Origin of the sequence: Chroococcidiopsis cubana SAG 39.79 (genome assembly GCF_003991895.1) — a bacterium.
Classification (GTDB): Bacteria; Cyanobacteriota; Cyanobacteriia; order Cyanobacteriales; family Chroococcidiopsidaceae; genus Chroococcidiopsis; species Chroococcidiopsis thermalis.
In genome coordinates this window covers 135704-153243 of record NZ_RSCK01000002.1, presented here as the reverse complement: position 1 = coordinate 153243, position 17540 = coordinate 135704, and the positions used below count along the sequence as shown (strand labels likewise).

Annotated in this window: 14 protein-coding genes and 1 pseudogene; 12 read left to right on the top strand and 3 right to left on the bottom strand. The window is 43.0% G+C overall.

Features of this window, described 5'->3' with window-relative positions; translation table 11 throughout:
- The first annotated feature begins 105 nt into the window (after positions 1-105).
- From DSM107010_RS02045 to DSM107010_RS02025, 5 genes are all read left to right on the top strand, one after another.
- Positions 106-1983: a GtrA family protein gene (locus DSM107010_RS02045; protein WP_127022218.1), complete on the top strand. Its 1878-nt coding sequence runs from the start codon at positions 106-108 to the stop codon at positions 1981-1983.
- Between the two features lie 27 nt (positions 1984-2010).
- A complete protein-coding gene (locus DSM107010_RS02040) occupies positions 2011-3258 on the top strand; it encodes a hypothetical protein (RefSeq protein WP_106168103.1) in 1248 nt (415 codons plus the stop codon).
- Between the two features lie 98 nt (positions 3259-3356).
- On the top strand, positions 3357-4490 hold the full coding sequence (locus DSM107010_RS02035; protein ID WP_106168110.1) for a glycosyltransferase family 4 protein: 1134 nt from the start codon (positions 3357-3359) through the stop codon (positions 4488-4490).
- Positions 4491-4681: 191 nt separating this feature from the next.
- Positions 4682-5698: a dTDP-glucose 4,6-dehydratase gene (gene rfbB / locus DSM107010_RS02030; protein ID WP_106168111.1), complete on the top strand. Its 1017-nt coding sequence runs from the start codon at positions 4682-4684 to the stop codon at positions 5696-5698.
- Positions 5699-5717: 19 nt separating this feature from the next.
- Positions 5718-6812, top strand: a complete 1095-nt coding sequence (locus DSM107010_RS02025; RefSeq protein WP_106168104.1) for a glycosyltransferase family 4 protein — start codon at positions 5718-5720, stop codon at positions 6810-6812.
- A gap of 35 nt (positions 6813-6847) precedes the next feature.
- Here the strand turns inward: DSM107010_RS02025 and DSM107010_RS02020 are convergent, their stop codons facing one another.
- Complete coding sequence (locus DSM107010_RS02020) at positions 6848-7672, bottom strand: alpha/beta fold hydrolase (protein ID WP_106168105.1); 825 nt, start codon at positions 7670-7672, stop codon at positions 6848-6850.
- Between the two features lie 211 nt (positions 7673-7883).
- Between DSM107010_RS02020 and DSM107010_RS02015 the strand changes: the two genes are divergently transcribed.
- From DSM107010_RS02015 to gatA, 3 genes are all read left to right on the top strand, one after another.
- Positions 7884-8336, top strand: a complete 453-nt coding sequence (locus DSM107010_RS02015) for a hypothetical protein (protein ID WP_106168106.1) — start codon at positions 7884-7886, stop codon at positions 8334-8336.
- 93 nt (positions 8337-8429) lie between these two features.
- Positions 8430-8867 (top strand): hypothetical protein, encoded by a 438-nt coding sequence (locus DSM107010_RS02010; RefSeq protein ID WP_106168107.1) that lies wholly within the window; start codon positions 8430-8432, stop codon positions 8865-8867.
- 94 nt (positions 8868-8961) lie between these two features.
- Positions 8962-10413 (top strand): Asp-tRNA(Asn)/Glu-tRNA(Gln) amidotransferase subunit GatA, encoded by a 1452-nt coding sequence (gene gatA, locus DSM107010_RS02005; protein ID WP_106168108.1) that lies wholly within the window; start codon positions 8962-8964, stop codon positions 10411-10413.
- A 488-nt stretch (positions 10414-10901) separates the two neighbouring features.
- On the opposite strand, the gene DSM107010_RS02000 is transcribed toward gatA, so the two are convergent.
- Positions 10902-12062, bottom strand: a complete 1161-nt coding sequence (locus DSM107010_RS02000; RefSeq protein WP_015157140.1) for a pyridoxal phosphate-dependent aminotransferase — start codon at positions 12060-12062, stop codon at positions 10902-10904.
- A gap of 309 nt (positions 12063-12371) precedes the next feature.
- On the opposite strand from DSM107010_RS02000, the gene DSM107010_RS38120 reads away from it, so the two are divergent.
- Both DSM107010_RS38120 and DSM107010_RS38115 read left to right on the top strand, forming a co-directional pair.
- The gene (locus DSM107010_RS38120) at positions 12372-12545 is read left to right on the top strand and encodes a hypothetical protein (RefSeq protein ID WP_015157139.1); all 174 of its coding nucleotides are present in this window, start codon (positions 12372-12374) and stop codon (positions 12543-12545) included.
- Positions 12546-12598: 53 nt separating this feature from the next.
- Positions 12599-12748 carry a hypothetical protein gene (locus DSM107010_RS38115; RefSeq protein WP_015157138.1) on the top strand — a complete coding sequence of 50 codons (150 nt, stop codon included), beginning with the start codon at positions 12599-12601 and terminating at the stop codon, positions 12746-12748.
- A 47-nt stretch (positions 12749-12795) separates the two neighbouring features.
- Here the strand turns inward: DSM107010_RS38115 and DSM107010_RS01995 are convergent, their stop codons facing one another.
- Positions 12796-13878 (bottom strand): class I fructose-bisphosphate aldolase, encoded by a 1083-nt coding sequence (locus DSM107010_RS01995; protein ID WP_127022215.1) that lies wholly within the window; start codon positions 13876-13878, stop codon positions 12796-12798.
- 376 nt (positions 13879-14254) lie between these two features.
- Here DSM107010_RS01995 and pruA point away from each other — a divergent pair, with 376 nt between their 5' ends.
- On the top strand, positions 14255-17233 hold the full coding sequence (gene pruA, locus DSM107010_RS01990) for an L-glutamate gamma-semialdehyde dehydrogenase (RefSeq protein ID WP_106169122.1): 2979 nt from the start codon (positions 14255-14257) through the stop codon (positions 17231-17233).
- A 110-nt stretch (positions 17234-17343) separates the two neighbouring features.
- A pseudogene (locus tag DSM107010_RS01985) lies at positions 17344-17502 on the top strand (Uma2 family endonuclease); the annotation flags it as partial.
- Between the last annotated feature and the right edge of the window lie 38 nt (positions 17503-17540).

The window sequence follows — 17540 nt, the reverse complement described above, 5'->3', positions numbered from 1 at the left end:
AGATATTGACAATAAATAGCGGTTGTCAAGGCGATCGCTATGAATGTATATTGTCTGAAACTTTATAAAAGTTTAGACATGTAGTCTAGTGTAGTGTGGTGTGACATGAGTAAAGCTAATCCAATCTATATTCTCGGAGCAGGTCCAGCAGGACTAGCAGCGGCTTACACCTTAACTCAAAAAGGTCAGCCAGTCGTAGTAGTAGAAAGAGATACGAGGGTAGGCGGATTAGCAAAAAGTATTGAATATCAAGGCTTTATTCTAGATTTTGGTCCGCATCGCTTTTTCACCAAACTCGCTCCCGTACTCAAACTTTGGAGTGAAGTCTTAGGAAAAGATCGAGTCACTGTCAATCGCTTGACACGCATCTACTATGGGGGAAAGTATTTCAGCTATCCGCTTAAAGCGAAAGAAGCTCTACTGACGATGGGACCGATTGAGAGCGTCAAGATTCTCGTTTCATATGCTCAATCGCAGTTATTTCCCAATCGCCATCCCCGCAATTTTGCCCAATGGGTGACAAGTAGATTTGGTCGGCGGCTATTTGAAATATTTTTTCAGGCTTACACGGAAAAACTTTGGGGCATACCCTGTACGGAAATTAGTGCAGATTGGGCGGCGCAACGCATTAAAGGCTTATCTTTATTGAAAGCAGCTCGCAGTGCTTTATTGGGTAACGATGGCAAAGTCAAAACACTGATCGATCGCTTTGAATTTCCTCGGTTAGGTTCGGGTCAATTGTATGAAAAAATCGGTGAATACCTGCGCCAGCACAATCAAAGCGTGTTGTTAAACACAGAAGTCGTACAGGTTCACCACGATAACTCTCAAGTTACTCAAATCACATTAAGAAATCGCCAGACAGGAGAGGAGTCAACAGTCAACTGCGGTGGTGTAATTTCTTCCGTACCCATTAGTTTGTTGGTGCAGCAAATGAATCCAACTGCACCATCAGAGGCGATCGCAGCTGCTAAGTCTCTCAAATTTCGCAATACAATTTTGGTCTATTTGATCGTTGAAGGCAATAACTTATTCCCAGATAACTGGCTTTACATTAACGAGCCAAGCGTGCAATTAGGACGAGTCACCAATTTTGCGAATTGGTCGCCTGAGATGCTGCCAAACCAGCATCAAACACCATTGTGCTGCGAGTATTGGTGCAACTACGACGAACCGATGTGGCAGCAACCAGAAGCAGAATTGTTAGAGCGAGCAGAACGAGAACTGCGCAAAATTGGACTTTTACATCAAGAAAAAGTTTCTGGTGGATTTGTCGTTCGCTTACCCCGCACTTACCCAATTTATGCAGGTAACTATCAACAAGCACTAAGCGATATTCAGTCGTATTTGCAGCCATTTTCTAATCTTCAATTAGTCGGAAGATACGGTGCATTTAAATACAATAATCAAGACCATAGCTTATTGATGGGGATTCTAGCCGCAGAAAATGTTTTGAGTCCCGGCAAGCACAATCTTTGGTCGGTTAATTCGGATAGCGAATACCAAGAAGAAGCTAGTGCCACCGCTAAGACCACCACACATAAGACGGTGAAAAAACCTCGCCAACAAAAGACACTCAAAGTCTTGAAAGAATTTGGTGGCTACGTCTTTACAGGTGGAGCCGCAACAGTCGTTGATGTCGCGATCTTTTCATTGCTCGTTCAATCTGGCGTTTGGTCTGTCTCAGCCTTGTGTGTCAGCTATTTTATGGGATTGACGACTAATTTTTGGCTGAGCCGTCGCTTTGTTTTCGGGATCTATTGGAAGAACTGGCTAATTCAGTATGCCGTGTTTGCCACAGTTGCCCTCAACAGCTTGCTGGCAAATTTAGGATTGTTACAACTTTTAATGGACGATGCTGGTTGGAATGCTACTGCTGCCCGTTTGGTCAGTGCTGCTTGTGTAGCTCTACTTAGCTTTACGGGACACAAGATGTATTCTTTTGCGTCAAATCAACAGGAGTTTGTTCGCAAGCCTGAATAAATTGTCGTACATCAAAAGATATTGCCAGTGCTAAATATCATTGGGTTCAAACGTTACCCGCAAATCTACCAAGCTATCTGCTTAGGATTAGGATTTACGTTAATCCAAGTTCTCTTCGGGTGTTTGTTTTCAAATTCTCAAAATTTAGTAGAGGGCTATTCTAAGCTTTGCCGATGGGATTGTGACTGGTATACGCATATTATCGAACATGGCTATCGCAGTACGATTCCGCCCACGCCGCAAAATCCAGATTTGTCAAATGTGGCATTTTTTCCTGGCTATCCTGTCATTGCTGGGGCGATTAAGAACGTTTTCAATCTATCTACACAAACTGCTTTGCTACTAGCCGCACAGATAGCCTGTTGGGGGTTTTGGACATATGTATTTTTGTTGTTTCAACGCTGGCGGATTTCCGATCGACTATCCCTTTGCGGTGCGATCGCAATTTTAGTACATCCAGCCGCTTTTTATTTAGTCGCTGGTTACTCAGAATCGCTGTTTTTAATGATGTTGCTTGGTTTTCTCTACTGGACTGCATCAAAAAAGCGCGTTGCCTGGATTCTTGCTGCTACACACGGCTTTGTTATGACTGCAACACGGGTTGTTGGTCTACCAATAGCCATCTATCCCTTATTTCATTTTTGGCTATTGAGCGCTAAAGATCGACAAGCAAAACCATTTCGGTTTTGGCAAAAGAGTAGCAAATATTTGTTAGTCAGCGCCGTTTCTATTCTGGGTTCTCTCTTATTCTTTGCCTTTTGCTATTTCAAGTTTGGCGCTTGGAATTTCTACATGCAAACGCAAGCGATAGGATGGGGAGTCAAACCTAACTATTTAGCCATTTTCAAGCCAGAAAGTTATTTTGCTTTCCTTGACCCTAAAATTTTGAATTTACCTGGTGTAATTAATGCTATTTCAGTACCGTTCGCTTTGATTAGTTTTTTCATTGTTTTTTTACTCGAACGGAAAGCAGCACCTTTTTTGATAGAGGGAAGTTGGAAACAAAGAGCTGAATTTTATGTAGCTGGCTGGCTCATGTTTTATCTATCTGCTTGCGGTATGAGTAGCTTATCCATGACGAGCATGGTTCGCTACACTTTCTGCGTACATGTAGTGCTTGTACTAGCTACGATTCACCTTATATCTAGGACGCAATTTTACAGGTTGTTCAATCAAAAATGGATTGTTTTCCTACTATTGTTGATGGCAACTCCTTCATTGTTACTCCAAATGAAATTTGTGGGTATGTTTACGAATATGCAATGGGTTGCCTAAGCTTACCAATAGACCGCACAACTGACTAGAATGAAATAATTATTTCGATCCACGTTTTGTCAGTGTCAGTTCATAAAATCATCATTGATGCTACTCCCATGACTCCTCAACCTAGTGGAGTCGGGTTGCAGGTAGCAAACTTAATTCAATCGCTTTACTCCCTGCAAGCAGAGGAAAATTTTGAGTTAGGTATTGTCTACCAACCTGGAATTAAAGACTGGCTGCGCGGTAATTGGAGTGTCCCTGAAGTGTTAACGAAATATTCTTCAGTTCATTTCCTACCAATTCCAGTTAGAGTGTCTAATTTGTTATTATTTCCTACTTACAAATCAATTTGGTCATCCTTGGCAAAATCTTGGGGAAATCCAGACATATTGCACGGAACTAACTATTCGGTTTATCCTTGCGATCGCAGTTTCAAAGTCATGAATATATATGACGTTGCTTTTCTTAAATATCCTCAATATGTTAATACAGTCGCTAAAAGTTATGTAGAGAAAGTCAAACGCTGTCTGCGATGGACGGACTTAGTTTTAACCATCTCAGAAAGTTCTAAGCAAGATATTATTCAATATCTCAATGTTGCTGCCGAACGAGTTTTTGTTACACCATTGGCAAGTCGCTACTGTTCTAATTACTTATCATCTCAAAATATCGAACAGCTCAGCCAGTCAGTTAACTACGATTTTTCCAAGCCTTATCTATTATTTGTCAGTAACATAGAACCTAGAAAAAATATCATTTCTATTATAGTGGCATTTAATGAATTAAAACAAAAATATAAGATCGAACACAATCTTGTATTAATTGGTCGCAAAGGATGGAATTATCAAAGCATTTTTGCAGCGATTGAGGCATCGCCTTATCAAAAAGACATTTACCATCTTGACTATTTATCTGATGAATTAGTAGCACTATTTTATACTAGAGCTGATGTATTTGTTTATCCTTCTTATTATGAGGGATTTGGTTTACCCGTACTAGAAGCAATGACATTAGGCGCTCCGGTAGTCGCTTCTAATACTTCATCATTACCAGAAATCGCGGGAGATGCAGCTATATTAATCGACCCCAACGATTCAAATAGTTTAGCAGAGGCAATTTGGGAAGTTATTAATAACTCTCAATTGCGACATGAATTAATTCAGAAAGGTAAAGCAAGAGCAAAAGAATACTCCTGGCAGCACAATGCACGGGAAACATTCAAGGCTTACCGGAGTCTGTTGGTATAGCAATATTCTGGTTATAGCGTTTCCTACGTAGGTTAAATGCATTCGTAGGGGCGCACAGCTGTGCGCCCCTACAGATCTATGTACCTTATCCAATTGAGAATGGCTGTATCGATTGAATTTGGTTTAAACTGCATCATTGTTGGCTTGGCGATCGCATCACGATGATGGATGCTAACCTCTCCTATAAGAAGATGCAAACATTGTTAGTAACTGGTGGCTTGGGTTTTATTGGTTCTAACTTCATTTTAGAAGCGAGAGAAAAGCAATGGGCAAGGATCGTCAATTTAGATAAGTTAACTTATGCTAGCAATCCTCAAAACTTAGCCCAATTGCAGGACGATCGCGATTATCATTTTATCCGTGGAGATATCGGCGATCGCGAGCTATTATCTCATTTATTAGACCAATACCAGCCAGATGCAATTATTAACTTTGCGGCTGAAACCCATGTCGATCGCTCGATTCAAACTCCTTTAAATTTTATTCAAACTAATATAGTAGGAACATTCCAACTGTTAGAAGCTAGCAAAGCCTATTGGGACAAACTATCTGCATACAAACAAGAGCAATTCCGTTTCTTACACGTCTCTACAGATGAAGTCTACGGCTCTTTAGAACCAAAAGCTCCGCCATTTCGAGAAGATACCCCTTACGCGCCAAATAGTCCCTACGCAGCGTCAAAAGCCAGCTCAGATCATCTCGTCCGAGCTTACTGTCATACCTATGGTTTTCCCACTCTAATTACTAATTGCTCGAATAACTACGGTCCACGTCAGTTTCCCGAAAAACTAATCCCCTTACTAATTCTCAACGCTTTACACGGTCAACCTTTACCAATATATGGAGATGGGCAAAATATTCGAGATTGGTTGTATGTTACAGATCACTGCGAAGCTCTCTATTTAGTTTTACAACATAGTCGCGTAGGAGAAACTTATAATATTGGGGGGAAAAACGAACAACCTAACATCGCAGTCGTTGAGAAAATTTGCGCTATTCTTGACGATTTGGCTCCCAAACCTAATTTTCGTCACTCTTCTTTAATTACCTTTGTCAAAGACCGTCTCGGACACGACAGAAGGTATGCTATAGATTGCAGCAAAATCTCTAGGGAATTAGGCTGGCAACCAAAAGAGAACTTTGATAGTGGGTTGTTAAAGACAATTCAATGGTATCTGAGCAATCCGATTTGGGTAGAGCAAGTCTGAGCAAGTGTATTGTCAGCGAATGCTAATTAACTTATCTTTTCTCATCAATAAACCGACAGGAATTACAACTTACGCTCTGAATTTAATTCCGTACTTGCGATCGCTCGATCCTACCTTCCTAATTTCACCTGTTGCTGCTCGTCTTCTACCCACACCGCAGACTCAAGACACATATTATCCCATTCCTGCTAACTTAACCCCAGAACAAGGGACAGTCGGACATTTGCGGCGTTTATTCTGGACGCAATTGCAACTACCGCAAATTTATCGCCAATTGCGATCGCAATTATTATTCTCTCCCGTTCCAGAAGCACCCCTTTACACGCGCTGTCACTACATCGTCACAGTTCACGATCTCATCCCCTTGCGCTTTCCCAGACTTTCACCCTTAACTCCCTATCACCGCTATTACATCCCCCAAGTTCTCAGCCAAGCACAGCACGTTATTTGTAACTCCACTGCGACAGCCTCAGACATTATTAACTTTTTCCACATCCCAGCCGCTAAAATTACTCCCATACCCCTAGCATATGATGCCAACCATTTCCGCTGGCTCAACTTAGCTCAGCAGAATGAAACACGTCCTTACTTTATTTATATTGGTCGTCACGATCCGCACAAAAACTTACATCGATTAATTGCAGCTTTTGCAAAAATGTCGAGTTGTCAAAATTGCGATTTACTACTAGCTGGAACGGGCGATCGCCGCTATACTCCAAAGCTAGAAGCACAAAGTATAGAATTAGGAATTGCCGATCGCGTCAAGTTTCTAGATTACATTCCCTACGAACAACTACCAATTTTACTCAATCGGGCGATCGCATTAGTTTTTCCCAGTTTGTGGGAAGGATTTGGCTTACCCGTACTCGAAGCGATGGCTTGCGGTACTCCTGTAATTACATCCAATCTTTCCTCTTTACCAGAAGTAACAGGCGATGCGGCTTTATTAGTGAATCCCTACAACATTGAGGAGATTGCTGCTGCTATGGAAAGTATAGTTACCGATCGTCAACTGCGATCGCAGCTGTCTAATTTAAGTTTAACCAGAGCCAGTCAATTTAGTTGGGGAAAAACAGGACTAGCTACAGTTGAGGTGTTAAAAAGATTTTTATAGTTCGAGAGATGGGGATTTTTGTATCTCTACATGAATTAAATCAATGAATGTAATACCAACCACTTATCAATATCGCTCAAAACGCGATCGGGAATTTCCCAAGGAAACAAATGTGCGGTATTCGGGTAACAAATCCATTCAGAGTTGGGTAAATGTTGTGCAGTTTCTTGACTCGATTCTGGAGTAATATGACGGTCGGCTGCTCCCGCCATAATTAAACTAGGACACTGAATCTGCGATAAATCCTGAAGGCGATTGTAACCAGATTTAAGCGCCGTAAAGAGAGCGCGTTGGGCAGGAGAAGAAGTTTGCAAATACGCTGACACAGCATATTTAGCTATGTATTCGTAAGTAGCGGGAGTGTGCTGTTGAATTAAATAGCGAAAGAGAGATCGCTTACCAAAAGTATCTATATGCCACCGATCGCCGGGTTGTAAAGCATTTGAGATCGCCGCTAAGCCAGTATACAAATTATCTTGCCAGCTAATTGCTGGATGACTGCCGCGAGGACGAGCAGCTGTAGCGATTAAAATGAGTCCTTTAACTCGTTCTGGTAGCCTTAAAGCCAATTCCATCGCTAAGATTCCACCCAAAGACCAACCTAAAACCAGACATTCACTAATTTGATAGCGATCGAGGAGTGCTTCCAAGTCACACAGGTGATCGGTCATGGCGAAATCAGTCTGCGTGCGACTATTGCCGTATCCTCGTAAGTCGGGGGCTATTGTTTGAAAGCGTTGGCATAGGTGTTGAGTAAACACGGACATACTCAAACCAGAACCAGGATGACCGTGCAAGCAGAGGATCGGTAAACCTTTGCCTTGGACGTAAACATGCAAATTCACAACAGAAGCTGTCATCAATACTTTTTAGTTTTACTACTTTATCGTCTCTTTATTGCGATCGCCTATTTATCAGTAATTTTTCTGATTTGCGATCGCTACAACTATAGGAATACTTATAATATCGCAGATTCTAAATGGTTCATTATATCTACCGTTATGGCTGTCATTTGTCATTTTTCATTTATCAGAACAAGTAAGCGCGTAAAACCTTTGAATTTAATTTGAAATGAACGTAAAAGTATCGCGGTTAAATGGAATTTCAAGGCTCTATTTACTAGTATTATTGCTTGGATACATAGGCACTGGTTGGCTATTATCCGATTGTAATGCGAACTGGTTTACTTGGACAGGCACGCAAGTCATTACCGTGCATTTAGCTTGGGTTGGTTTTGATGCTGTTGCTTTGGCTGTAGCTTGGATTGTTTTACTGGTTTGGGTTGGAGCTTTTGCTATGACTTGGCCTCAAAGCATTCCTTGGGCAGGAATTCCGCCTTGGGCATTTGGTTTAGCTATGACTTGGATTATGGCATTAGGATTAATTTTGACCTTAGCTCAAGTAAAACATGCGTTACTATCTGCGGGGTTAAATAAACATTTCGCCTTTTGGTTTTTGGCAATCTTTACTTCGGTAGGTCTAGGCATAGGCAGAATATTAGCCGAAGGATTATTCCTAAATTAAGCGAATGAGAATTAATCGAAACAATAAATCTCTGGATTTTTATTTGATTTCTCAATTTTAAGAATATATTTCAATCCATATTTAGAGGTATTTGTGAAAGACTCACCTATTAAAGAGCAAGTGAATTTGCCTAATTATCGAACTAGAACTCCAGAATACTATTTACAGCAGATCGAACCAAATATTTTGGCAAGTTTTAATACAGAGCAGCTCCAAGTTATAATAAATATTTTAACTCAAGCAATCCCTCAACCCTCACCCAAAATTGTAGATTTTAGATTTAATATCGATCTGATATTTTCTCGATTTTATTTAGTTCTATTTGTTGGTAAAGATCGTCGAAAACGCAATCGGCAATATATACCTGAAAGACTTGCCAGAATCGGTAATGCGATCGCGGTTGTTATGCTCCTTTTGGGAGCAAATTTAGTCATTAGCGGCGTAATTTTATTATTTGCTTACTTATTGAAATCAGCAGTCGGCATAGATTTCTTCCCAGGACATATTTCGGACTCGGTGAAAGAGTTATAGAGACGCGATCGCGTCTCTATAAAATTAGCCCCTAGTTTCCGCTCAGACGCTCTATACTTATAGTTTGGACTGTGAAGCAAAGAGGAAGCGAGAGATGGCATCCATCATCCGCGAGTTGCACGGACAACTAGTGAAGAAAGAACGCTCAGCGGTGGAAATTACGCAAGAGGTGCTGGATCGGATTCAAGCACTAGAACCAAAGATCCACAGCTTTTTGTGCGTGACAGCGGATAAAGCACTGGAACAAGCGAAAGCCGTGGATGCCAAAATTGCGGCTGGAGAAGAGATTGGGTTATTGGCTGGGATTCCCGTGGGTGTGAAGGACAATATGTGTACCAAGGGAATTCCCACGACTTGCGCCTCCAAGATTTTAGAAAACTTCGTCCCACCCTACGAATCAACGGTAACGCAAAAATTAGCGGATGCTGGGGCAGTGACAGTGGGAAAAACCAACTTAGACGAGTTTGCGATGGGGAGTTCCACCGAAAACTCCGCATTTCAACTCACGGCTAATCCTTGGGATTTGGAACGGGTTCCTGGCGGTTCTTCTGGGGGTTCGGCGGCGGCTGTAGCGGCGCATGAGTGCGTCGTTTCCCTGGGTTCCGATACAGGTGGTTCGATCCGCCAACCTGCATCTTTTTGCGGTGTTGTGGGCATGAAGCCAACTTATGGATTAGTGTCGCGTTATGGTTTGGTGGCTTTTGCTTCCTCTTTGGATCAAATTGGACCCTTTGGACGCACGGTAGAAGATGCAGCAATTTTATTAGGCGCGATCGCGGGTTACGATCCGAAAGATTCTACGAGTTTGAAGGTCGAAATCCCTGACTACACCCAATTTCTCAAACCCGATCTCAAATCGATGCGAATTGGGATCGTGAGAGAAACTTTTGCTGAGGGTTTAGATCCGGCTGTAGAACAAGCTGTTAATAAGGCGATCGAACAGTTAAAGCAACTCGGTGCGGAAATTAAAGAAGTTTCCTGTCCGCGTTTCCGCTATGGTTTGCCAACTTATTACATCATTGCTCCCAGCGAAGCTTCGGCTAATTTGGCACGTTACGATGGCGTAAAATATGGTTTGCGCGTTCCTGATGCTGAGAATCTAATTGATATGTACGCTCGGACTAGGGCAATGGGTTTTGGAAAGGAAGTCAAGCGTCGGATTATGGTAGGAACGTATGCCTTATCTGCTGGTTACTACGATGCTTACTACTTAAAAGCACAAAAAGTCCGTACTTTAATTAAACAAGACTTTGAAACTGCTTTTGGGCAGGTGGATGTGTTAGTTACCCCCACAGTTCCCATGACAGCATTTAAAGCAGGGGAAAAAACTGACGATCCGCTAAGTATGTATTTAACCGATTTGATGACAATTACGGTAAATTTGGCAGGTTTGCCAGGATTGAGTATTCCCTGCGGTTTTGACGAGAAAGGAATGCCGATTGGGATGCAATTGATTGGAAATGTGTTGCGGGAAGACCAATTATTTCAAGTCGCTCACGCTTACGAACAAGCTACAGAGTGGCATAAATCCAAGCCAAGTCTATAGTTTTATAGTATTGGTAGGGTGCGTTACGCCAAAAGCTAACGCCCCCTACTACAAATTGTTATTTATAATACTTATTCAGAAATTTTGATAGTGAGAAATAAAGTAGTTAATATGGGTTTGCTAGTATTTGGAACTATGCTATTTTTTACGCACGTTTCAGTAGCTTTTCACCCTGAAAATAGCAGCGGTATAAAAGTCAAAGTTTTGCCAATAATTTATGGAATGCCGAGTCCAAAAGATAGTGAGGCAGCAAGAAGAGGGGAGATAGTATTAGGTGGTTGTCTGCCTAGTATCTATAACCCCCGTTGGCAGGTGTTAGTAAAAATTCCTCACCGGCTCCAGTTGGGTAATGAGGATGAAATACTTGATAAGAGTTATGTACGAGAAAGTCTCAGATCTCGATCCCCCCAACCCCCCTTAAAAAGGGGGGCTGAAGGCAATCTAATTTAGTGCCAAGATAAACTTTGGTACGTGCCTAAAAGTAGTGGCTAAAACAAAGAGCGGATGTATTTGTCTAAGCGATCCATGCCCTTCTCAATCGATGTCATATCGGTAGCATAGGAAAGACGAATGCGATCGCCCGATCCAAATGCAATTCCAGGGATTGCCGCAACTTGGTACGACTCTAAAAGTTCTTGACAAAAATCCATTGATGTCTTGCCAGTTTTACCGATCTCGACAAAAATGTAAAATGCTCCATCGGGTTTGGCATAAGTCACTTCTGGAATTGCATCTAATCTTTGCATCATGACTTCTCGCCTTTTGGCAAAAGCTTGACGCATTTGTTCGACGCATTCTTGAGAACTCTCTAAAGCCGCGATCGCGCCAAATTGAGCGAAGGTACACACGTTAGACGTACTATGACCTTGAATCGTACTCGCAGCTTTGATTAACTCTACTGCACCCGCTAAATAGCCGACACGCCAACCCGTCATTGAGTAAGCTTTAGCAAAGCCATGACTGATAATGGTACGGTCAAAGATTTCTTTACCTAGAGAACCGATACTGACGTGTTTTACATCTGTATATAGTAATTTCTCGTAAATTTCATCCGATACAACTAAAATATCCTTCTCAACCACAACCTCCGCGAGTGCCTTCAGTTCTTCTGGCGTATAGACAACACCCGTAGGGTTAGAAGGAGAGTTGAGGACAAATAGCTTAGTTTTTGGCGTAATGCTAGCACGCAATTGGTCGGGAGTTATTTTACAGCTAGCATCCGTCTGAACGATTACTGGTGTTCCGCCAGCAAGAATAACCATTTCAGGATAGCTCAGCCAGTAGGGGGCGGGAATAATTACCTCGTCTCCCACCTCAATCAGCGCCATCATCAAGTTATATAAACCGTGTTTGCCACCGTTAGTGACGATGATATTTTCAGCTTGGTAGTTTAGACCATTATCTGCTTTCAGCTTGTGGGCGATCGCCTGTCTTAACTTGGGTTCCCCAGCCGCCGCACCATATCTCGTCTTACCTTCATCTAAGGCTTTTTTTGCGGCTGCTTTGATGTGTTCTGGAGTATCAAAGTCTGGTTCTCCGGCGCTGAAGCTACAAACATCTATTCCTTCAGCTTTCATGGCTTTGGCTTTGGCGGAAATTGCCAAGGTCAAAGAAGGCGTTACCTTACCCACTCGTGCTGCCAGTTTCATTGTCACTACCGATTGCAAAACTCCAATTCAGTTAAGCATATCTTAAAGTAAACGTCTGAATTTGTGTCTTTTACTGCTAAGAATTTTGATTTGTGTACGGGCGCGTTTAGCGTCAGATTTGCGACGGCTAATTTGTGTACGGGCGCGTTTAGCTAAAGATTCCCGACTTGGGCAAGGAATCTGGGGACAAAACCCGCCCCTACGACTCCTTTCTGCTACTTTCTCGAACGAATTCTGCCTGTGGTTGGATGATGAAATAGAAGTGCTTCCTCATACACTGGCTCTAGTAAAGATACTCACTTCATTCGAATGGTTGAACTTCTGCAATCTCCGGCATCTCGCCTAACTACCAAGCTACCTTTCGAGCGAGTCAAAACCGCCGTACAACAAATAACGCTGCGCCGATTTAATGAGAAGATTCTCATGCAGAATTTAAATGATTTTCATGCAGGTTTGTCATGCTGGGCAGTAGGAGCAACTTAATTTCTCCTTAAACTCAGTAAATTTTACGATTTGTAAAATTGGAGGATGAGAGTATGAAAAGTCCTCGTTTGACCAAGCGAAATCGCGATCGCCAGCTAGCTTTACCCAAGCGTTCTCAATCGCGCTGGGAAACTTTGCCAGTTCCTTGGATGCTGGCTCAGGTTATGGATGAAGAAGACCCGCAAAAACAGGGTAATACATGAAGATTGGGACTTTGGACGCGATTGTCCAAAGTCCTACTTTTAAAGCATCAAGCGATCGTTACTTCTGATGAGAGGTAAACATCTTGAATCGCGTGGAATAACTTGACTCCTTCTTCAAAGGGGCGTTGGAAGGTTTTGCGACCGGAGATTAAGCCAGAACCGCCAGCCCGTTTGTTAATTACAGCCGTACGAATAGCTTCAGCAAAATCATTTTTACCAGAAGCACCACCAGAGTTAATTAATCCCACTCGTCCGCTGTAGCAATTGAGAACTTGGTAGCGGGTGAGATCGATTGGATGATCGCTCGTTAAATCGGTATAGATTCTTTCGTTGGTTTTGCCGTAGCTTTTGCCGCTAGCTTTAGCAACAGCTTCGTAACCGCGATCGAGTTCTGGCAGTTTTTGTTTGATAATATCGGCTTCAATCGTGACACCCAGGTGGTTTGCCTGTCCGGTGAGGTCGCCTGCTAGGTGATAATCTTTGTCTTGTTTAAAGGCGTTGTTACGCAAATAGCACCACAAAATAGTTGCCATTCCTAATTCGTGGGCGCGGGCAAAAGCACGGCTAATTTCTTGAATTTGGCGCGTAGAGTTTTCCGAACCGAAGTATATTGTAGCCCCAACTGCCACAGCTCCTAAATTCCAAGCTTGCTCGACCGAACCGAACAAAACTTGATCGAATTGATTGGGAAAAGTGAGTAACTCGTTGTGATTGATTTTGACAATGAAGGGGATTTTGTGGGCGTACTTGCGAGACACTATACCCAAAACGCCCAACGTGGTAGCAACAGCGTTACACTCGGCTGCCATTGCCAATTTAACGATATTCTCTGGATCGAAATACATCGGATTGGGTGCAAACGAAGCCCCTGCGGAGTGTTCGATTCCTTGGTCTACTGGCAAAATTGAAAGATAACCCGTATTTGCCAATCGCCCGTGTGAGTAGAGTTGTTGAAGGCTGCGCAATACTTGCGGATTGCGATCGCTAATGCTGAAAATTCGGTCCACCATGTCTGGGCTTGGCAGATGTAACAAATCTTTGGGAACCTTAGCTTTGTACGTGAGGAGGTCTTCTGCTTCTTGACCCAACCAAGACTCAATCGCTTGGGGTGCAGACAGCGTAGCAGTCATAGCATTTTCCCTTAATGAGTTTCAACTCCCATTCTGACAAGAATAAATATTTGTTGCGCTGTTCCATTTGGACGGTTTCCCATCTTCTTAGCTCCTACTTTTTATTTTTAGTTTTCAGTTGCTTACCCTTAAGACAGTCAGAATTTATTTGTTGTCAAAATATAGTTATTAAAACGTAACTTATCAAGGGCTACAAATGTAAATGTCTGGTTAATAGACCGAACATAATGACTCACAACTGCAAACGGTTATTTATGCTACAAATCAAGTTAAGAGGGAGTGAAAACCTTTCAATAGGGGAGCGATCGCACTCAAGTTATCGCACCTAGATTGCAATCGAATTGCCTCAATGCCTTAAACAGGGAGTCTGCCATCTGTGGTACTACAAGCACAACCAACCACTTACGAACCAAAGACACAAGAAATCGCCAAACAACTCTTAGCGGCGACGCGAGAAAATCGTTCGTTTTTTGCCTCAATTCGCGACCAAATGCGCTGGGATGACAAGTTACTCGCCTGGGCAATGAGTAATCCTGGGTTGCGGGTGCAGCTATTTCGTTTTATTGACTGTTTGCCTGCTTTACGGAGTAAGCCAGAAATTGCCCGCCATTTGCAAGAATACCTTGGCGATGAGTCGGTAGAACTTCCGACTGCTTTGAAAGGAATGCTCAATTTTGCTAACCCAGATTCTATGCCGGCACAGGTAGCAGCGACGACTGTATCTACAGCTGTAGAAACATTAGCGCATAAATATATTGCTGGAGAAAATATTCAGCAGACATTAAAGACAATCGAACGGCTGCGCAAGGAAAAAATGGCGTTCACCATCGATATTTTGGGTGAAGCAGTCATTACCGAAGCAGAAGCGCAGTCATATTTAGAACGTTATTTAGATTTAATGGCACAGCTAGCAGCAGCTAGCAAGAATTGGAAACCAGTTGCCCAAATTGATGCAGCTGATGGGGAAGCTTTGCCACAGGTACAAGTTTCAGTAAAGCTGACGGCGTTTTACTCTCAGTTCGATCCGTTGGATGCGGCGGGTAGTGCGGCAAGAGTTAGCGATCGCATCCGAACTGTATTAAGAAAAGCCCAAGAATTAGGCGTATCGATCCATTTTGATATGGAACAATACGCTTATAAAGACCTGATTTTTTCTATTTTAAAACAAGTCCTTCAAGAAGAAGAATTTCGCAGTCGTACGGATGTTGGTGTCACAGTTCAAGCATATTTGCGCGATAGCGAACGAGATACGCAAGATCTAATCGCTTGGGTAAAACAGCGAGGCTATCCCTTAACTGTAAGACTGGTTAAAGGTGCTTACTGGGATCAGGAAACAATTAAAGCCGAACAAAAGCACTGGCAGCAACCCGTATTTAATGACAAAGCAGCTACAGATCTTAACTTTGAAAAAATTACCCAGTTGTTGTTAGAAAATCACGAATACGTCTATTCGGCAATAGGTAGTCATAACGTGCGATCGCAAGCTCATGCAATTGCGATCGCTGAAACTCTCAAGATTCCTCGTCGTCGCTTTGAAATGCAAGTGCTGTACGGCATGGGCGATAAACTGGCAAAAGCGTTGAGCGATCGCGGTTATCGAGTCCGGGTATATTGTCCCTACGGCGAACTTTTACCCGGAATGGCTTATCTAATTCGTCGTTTGTTGGAAAACACCGCCAATAGTTCCTTCCTGCGGCAAAATTTGGAAGAACGTCCGATTGAGGAATTGATCGCGCCACCGATGGTTAAAAATGTAGAGACATTACATGTAACGTCTTTACAAAAACCATTTCATCCAGCAGCAGATACAGACTACGCCGCAGTCGAGGCGAGAGAACAGTCACAACAGGCTTTTCAACAAGTGCGACAGTTATTTGGTAAAACCTATTTGCCTCTAGTAAATGGCGAGTACGTTTCTACAGAAGAAATTATTGATTCTGTAAACCCATCAAATTTCAGCGAGGTGGTGGGAAAAGTCGGACTCCTAAGCGTCGAACAAGCAGAACAGGCAATGCAAGCGGCGAAGGCGGCGTTTCCTGGGTGGAAAAATACCCCAGCCAAACAACGGGCAAGTATTTTGCGTAAAGCTGGCGATTTGATGGAACTCCGTCGTGCTGAGTTATCAGCTTGGATTGTCTTGGAAGTCGGAAAACCAGTCAAAGAAGCCGATGCAGAAGTATCGGAGGCGATCGATTTCTGTCGTTATTATGCGGCGGAAATGGAAAGATTGGATGCGGGTTATAACTACGACGTGGCAGGGGAAACAAACCGTTACCTTTACCAACCGAGGGGAATTGCGGTGGTGATTTCTCCTTGGAATTTTCCTTTAGCGATCGCCACTGGTATGACTGTAGCAGCCTTGGTAGCAGGAAACTGTACTCTCCTCAAGCCTGCGGAAACATCTTCAGTCATTGCGGCGAAATTAACTGAAATTTTGGTTGAAGCCGGATTTCCCAAAGGTGTCTATCAATTTGTACCTGGCAAAGGTTCTAAAGTGGGGGCGCACTTGGTAAACCATCCTGACACGCACTTAATTGCATTTACAGGTTCCCGCGAAGTGGGTTGTCGGATTTATGCGGAAGCGGCAAAAGTTCAATCAGGACAAAAGCATCTGAAGCGCGTCATCGCTGAGATGGGTGGTAAGAATGGGATGATTGTCGATGAAAGTGCCGACTTAGACCAAGCCGTGGTGGGTGTGGTGCAATCGGCTTTCGGTTACAGCGGACAAAAGTGTTCGGCTGCATCAAGAGTCATTGTTTTAGATTCAGTCTACGATACTTTCATTCACCGCTTAGTAGAAGCGACGCGATCGCTCAACATCGGTGCAACGGAATTACCCAGCACTCAAGTTGGTCCCGTGATTGACGGTAATGCTCAAGCACGTATCCGCGAGTATATCGAGCAAGGACGACAAGAAGCAAAAGTTGCTGTAGAAATTTCTGCTCCAGATAACGGCTATTTTGTCAACCCTACGATTTTTACCGAAGTGCCTCCCACAGCCACGATCGCCCAAGAAGAGATTTTTGGTCCCGTGGTAGCAGTAATTCGAGTGAAGAACTTTGAAGAGGCGATCGCAGTGGCTAACGGTACTGACTACGCCTTGACAGGGGGACTGTATTCTCGTACCCCATCTCATATCCAGATGGCACAGGAACAATTTGAAGTTGGTAACTTGTATATCAACCGCACGATTACGGGTGCGATCGTTGCCAGACAACCCTTTGGCGGCTTTAAAATGTCTGGAGTTGGTTCCAAAGCTGGTGGTCCCGATTATTTATTACAATTTTTGGAGCCGCGTACAGTTACGGAAAACGTTCAGCGTCAGGGTTTTGCCCCCATCGAAGGTGCAGAATAAATCGACATAGGTAATTTACCCAAATAATGTATGGGCGGGTTCACCAAAAATTTCTGTTTCCATTCAACAATATTGCTAAACCCGCCCTGTCCCAAATTGTAATTTCCAATAGAGAGTATTGGATTGTAGATTGGCGCAAGCAACAGGTTGAAGTTTATCGGCGCGAACAAGCGGTTTTAAATTTAGTTGCCACTTTGATGAGTGGAGATGAGTTAAATTCACCTTTATTACCTGGTTTTACCTGTGCGATCGCATCGTTATTTGCTTAAAATAAATCGATCGCGCAAAGTCGCAAAGACACAAAGTT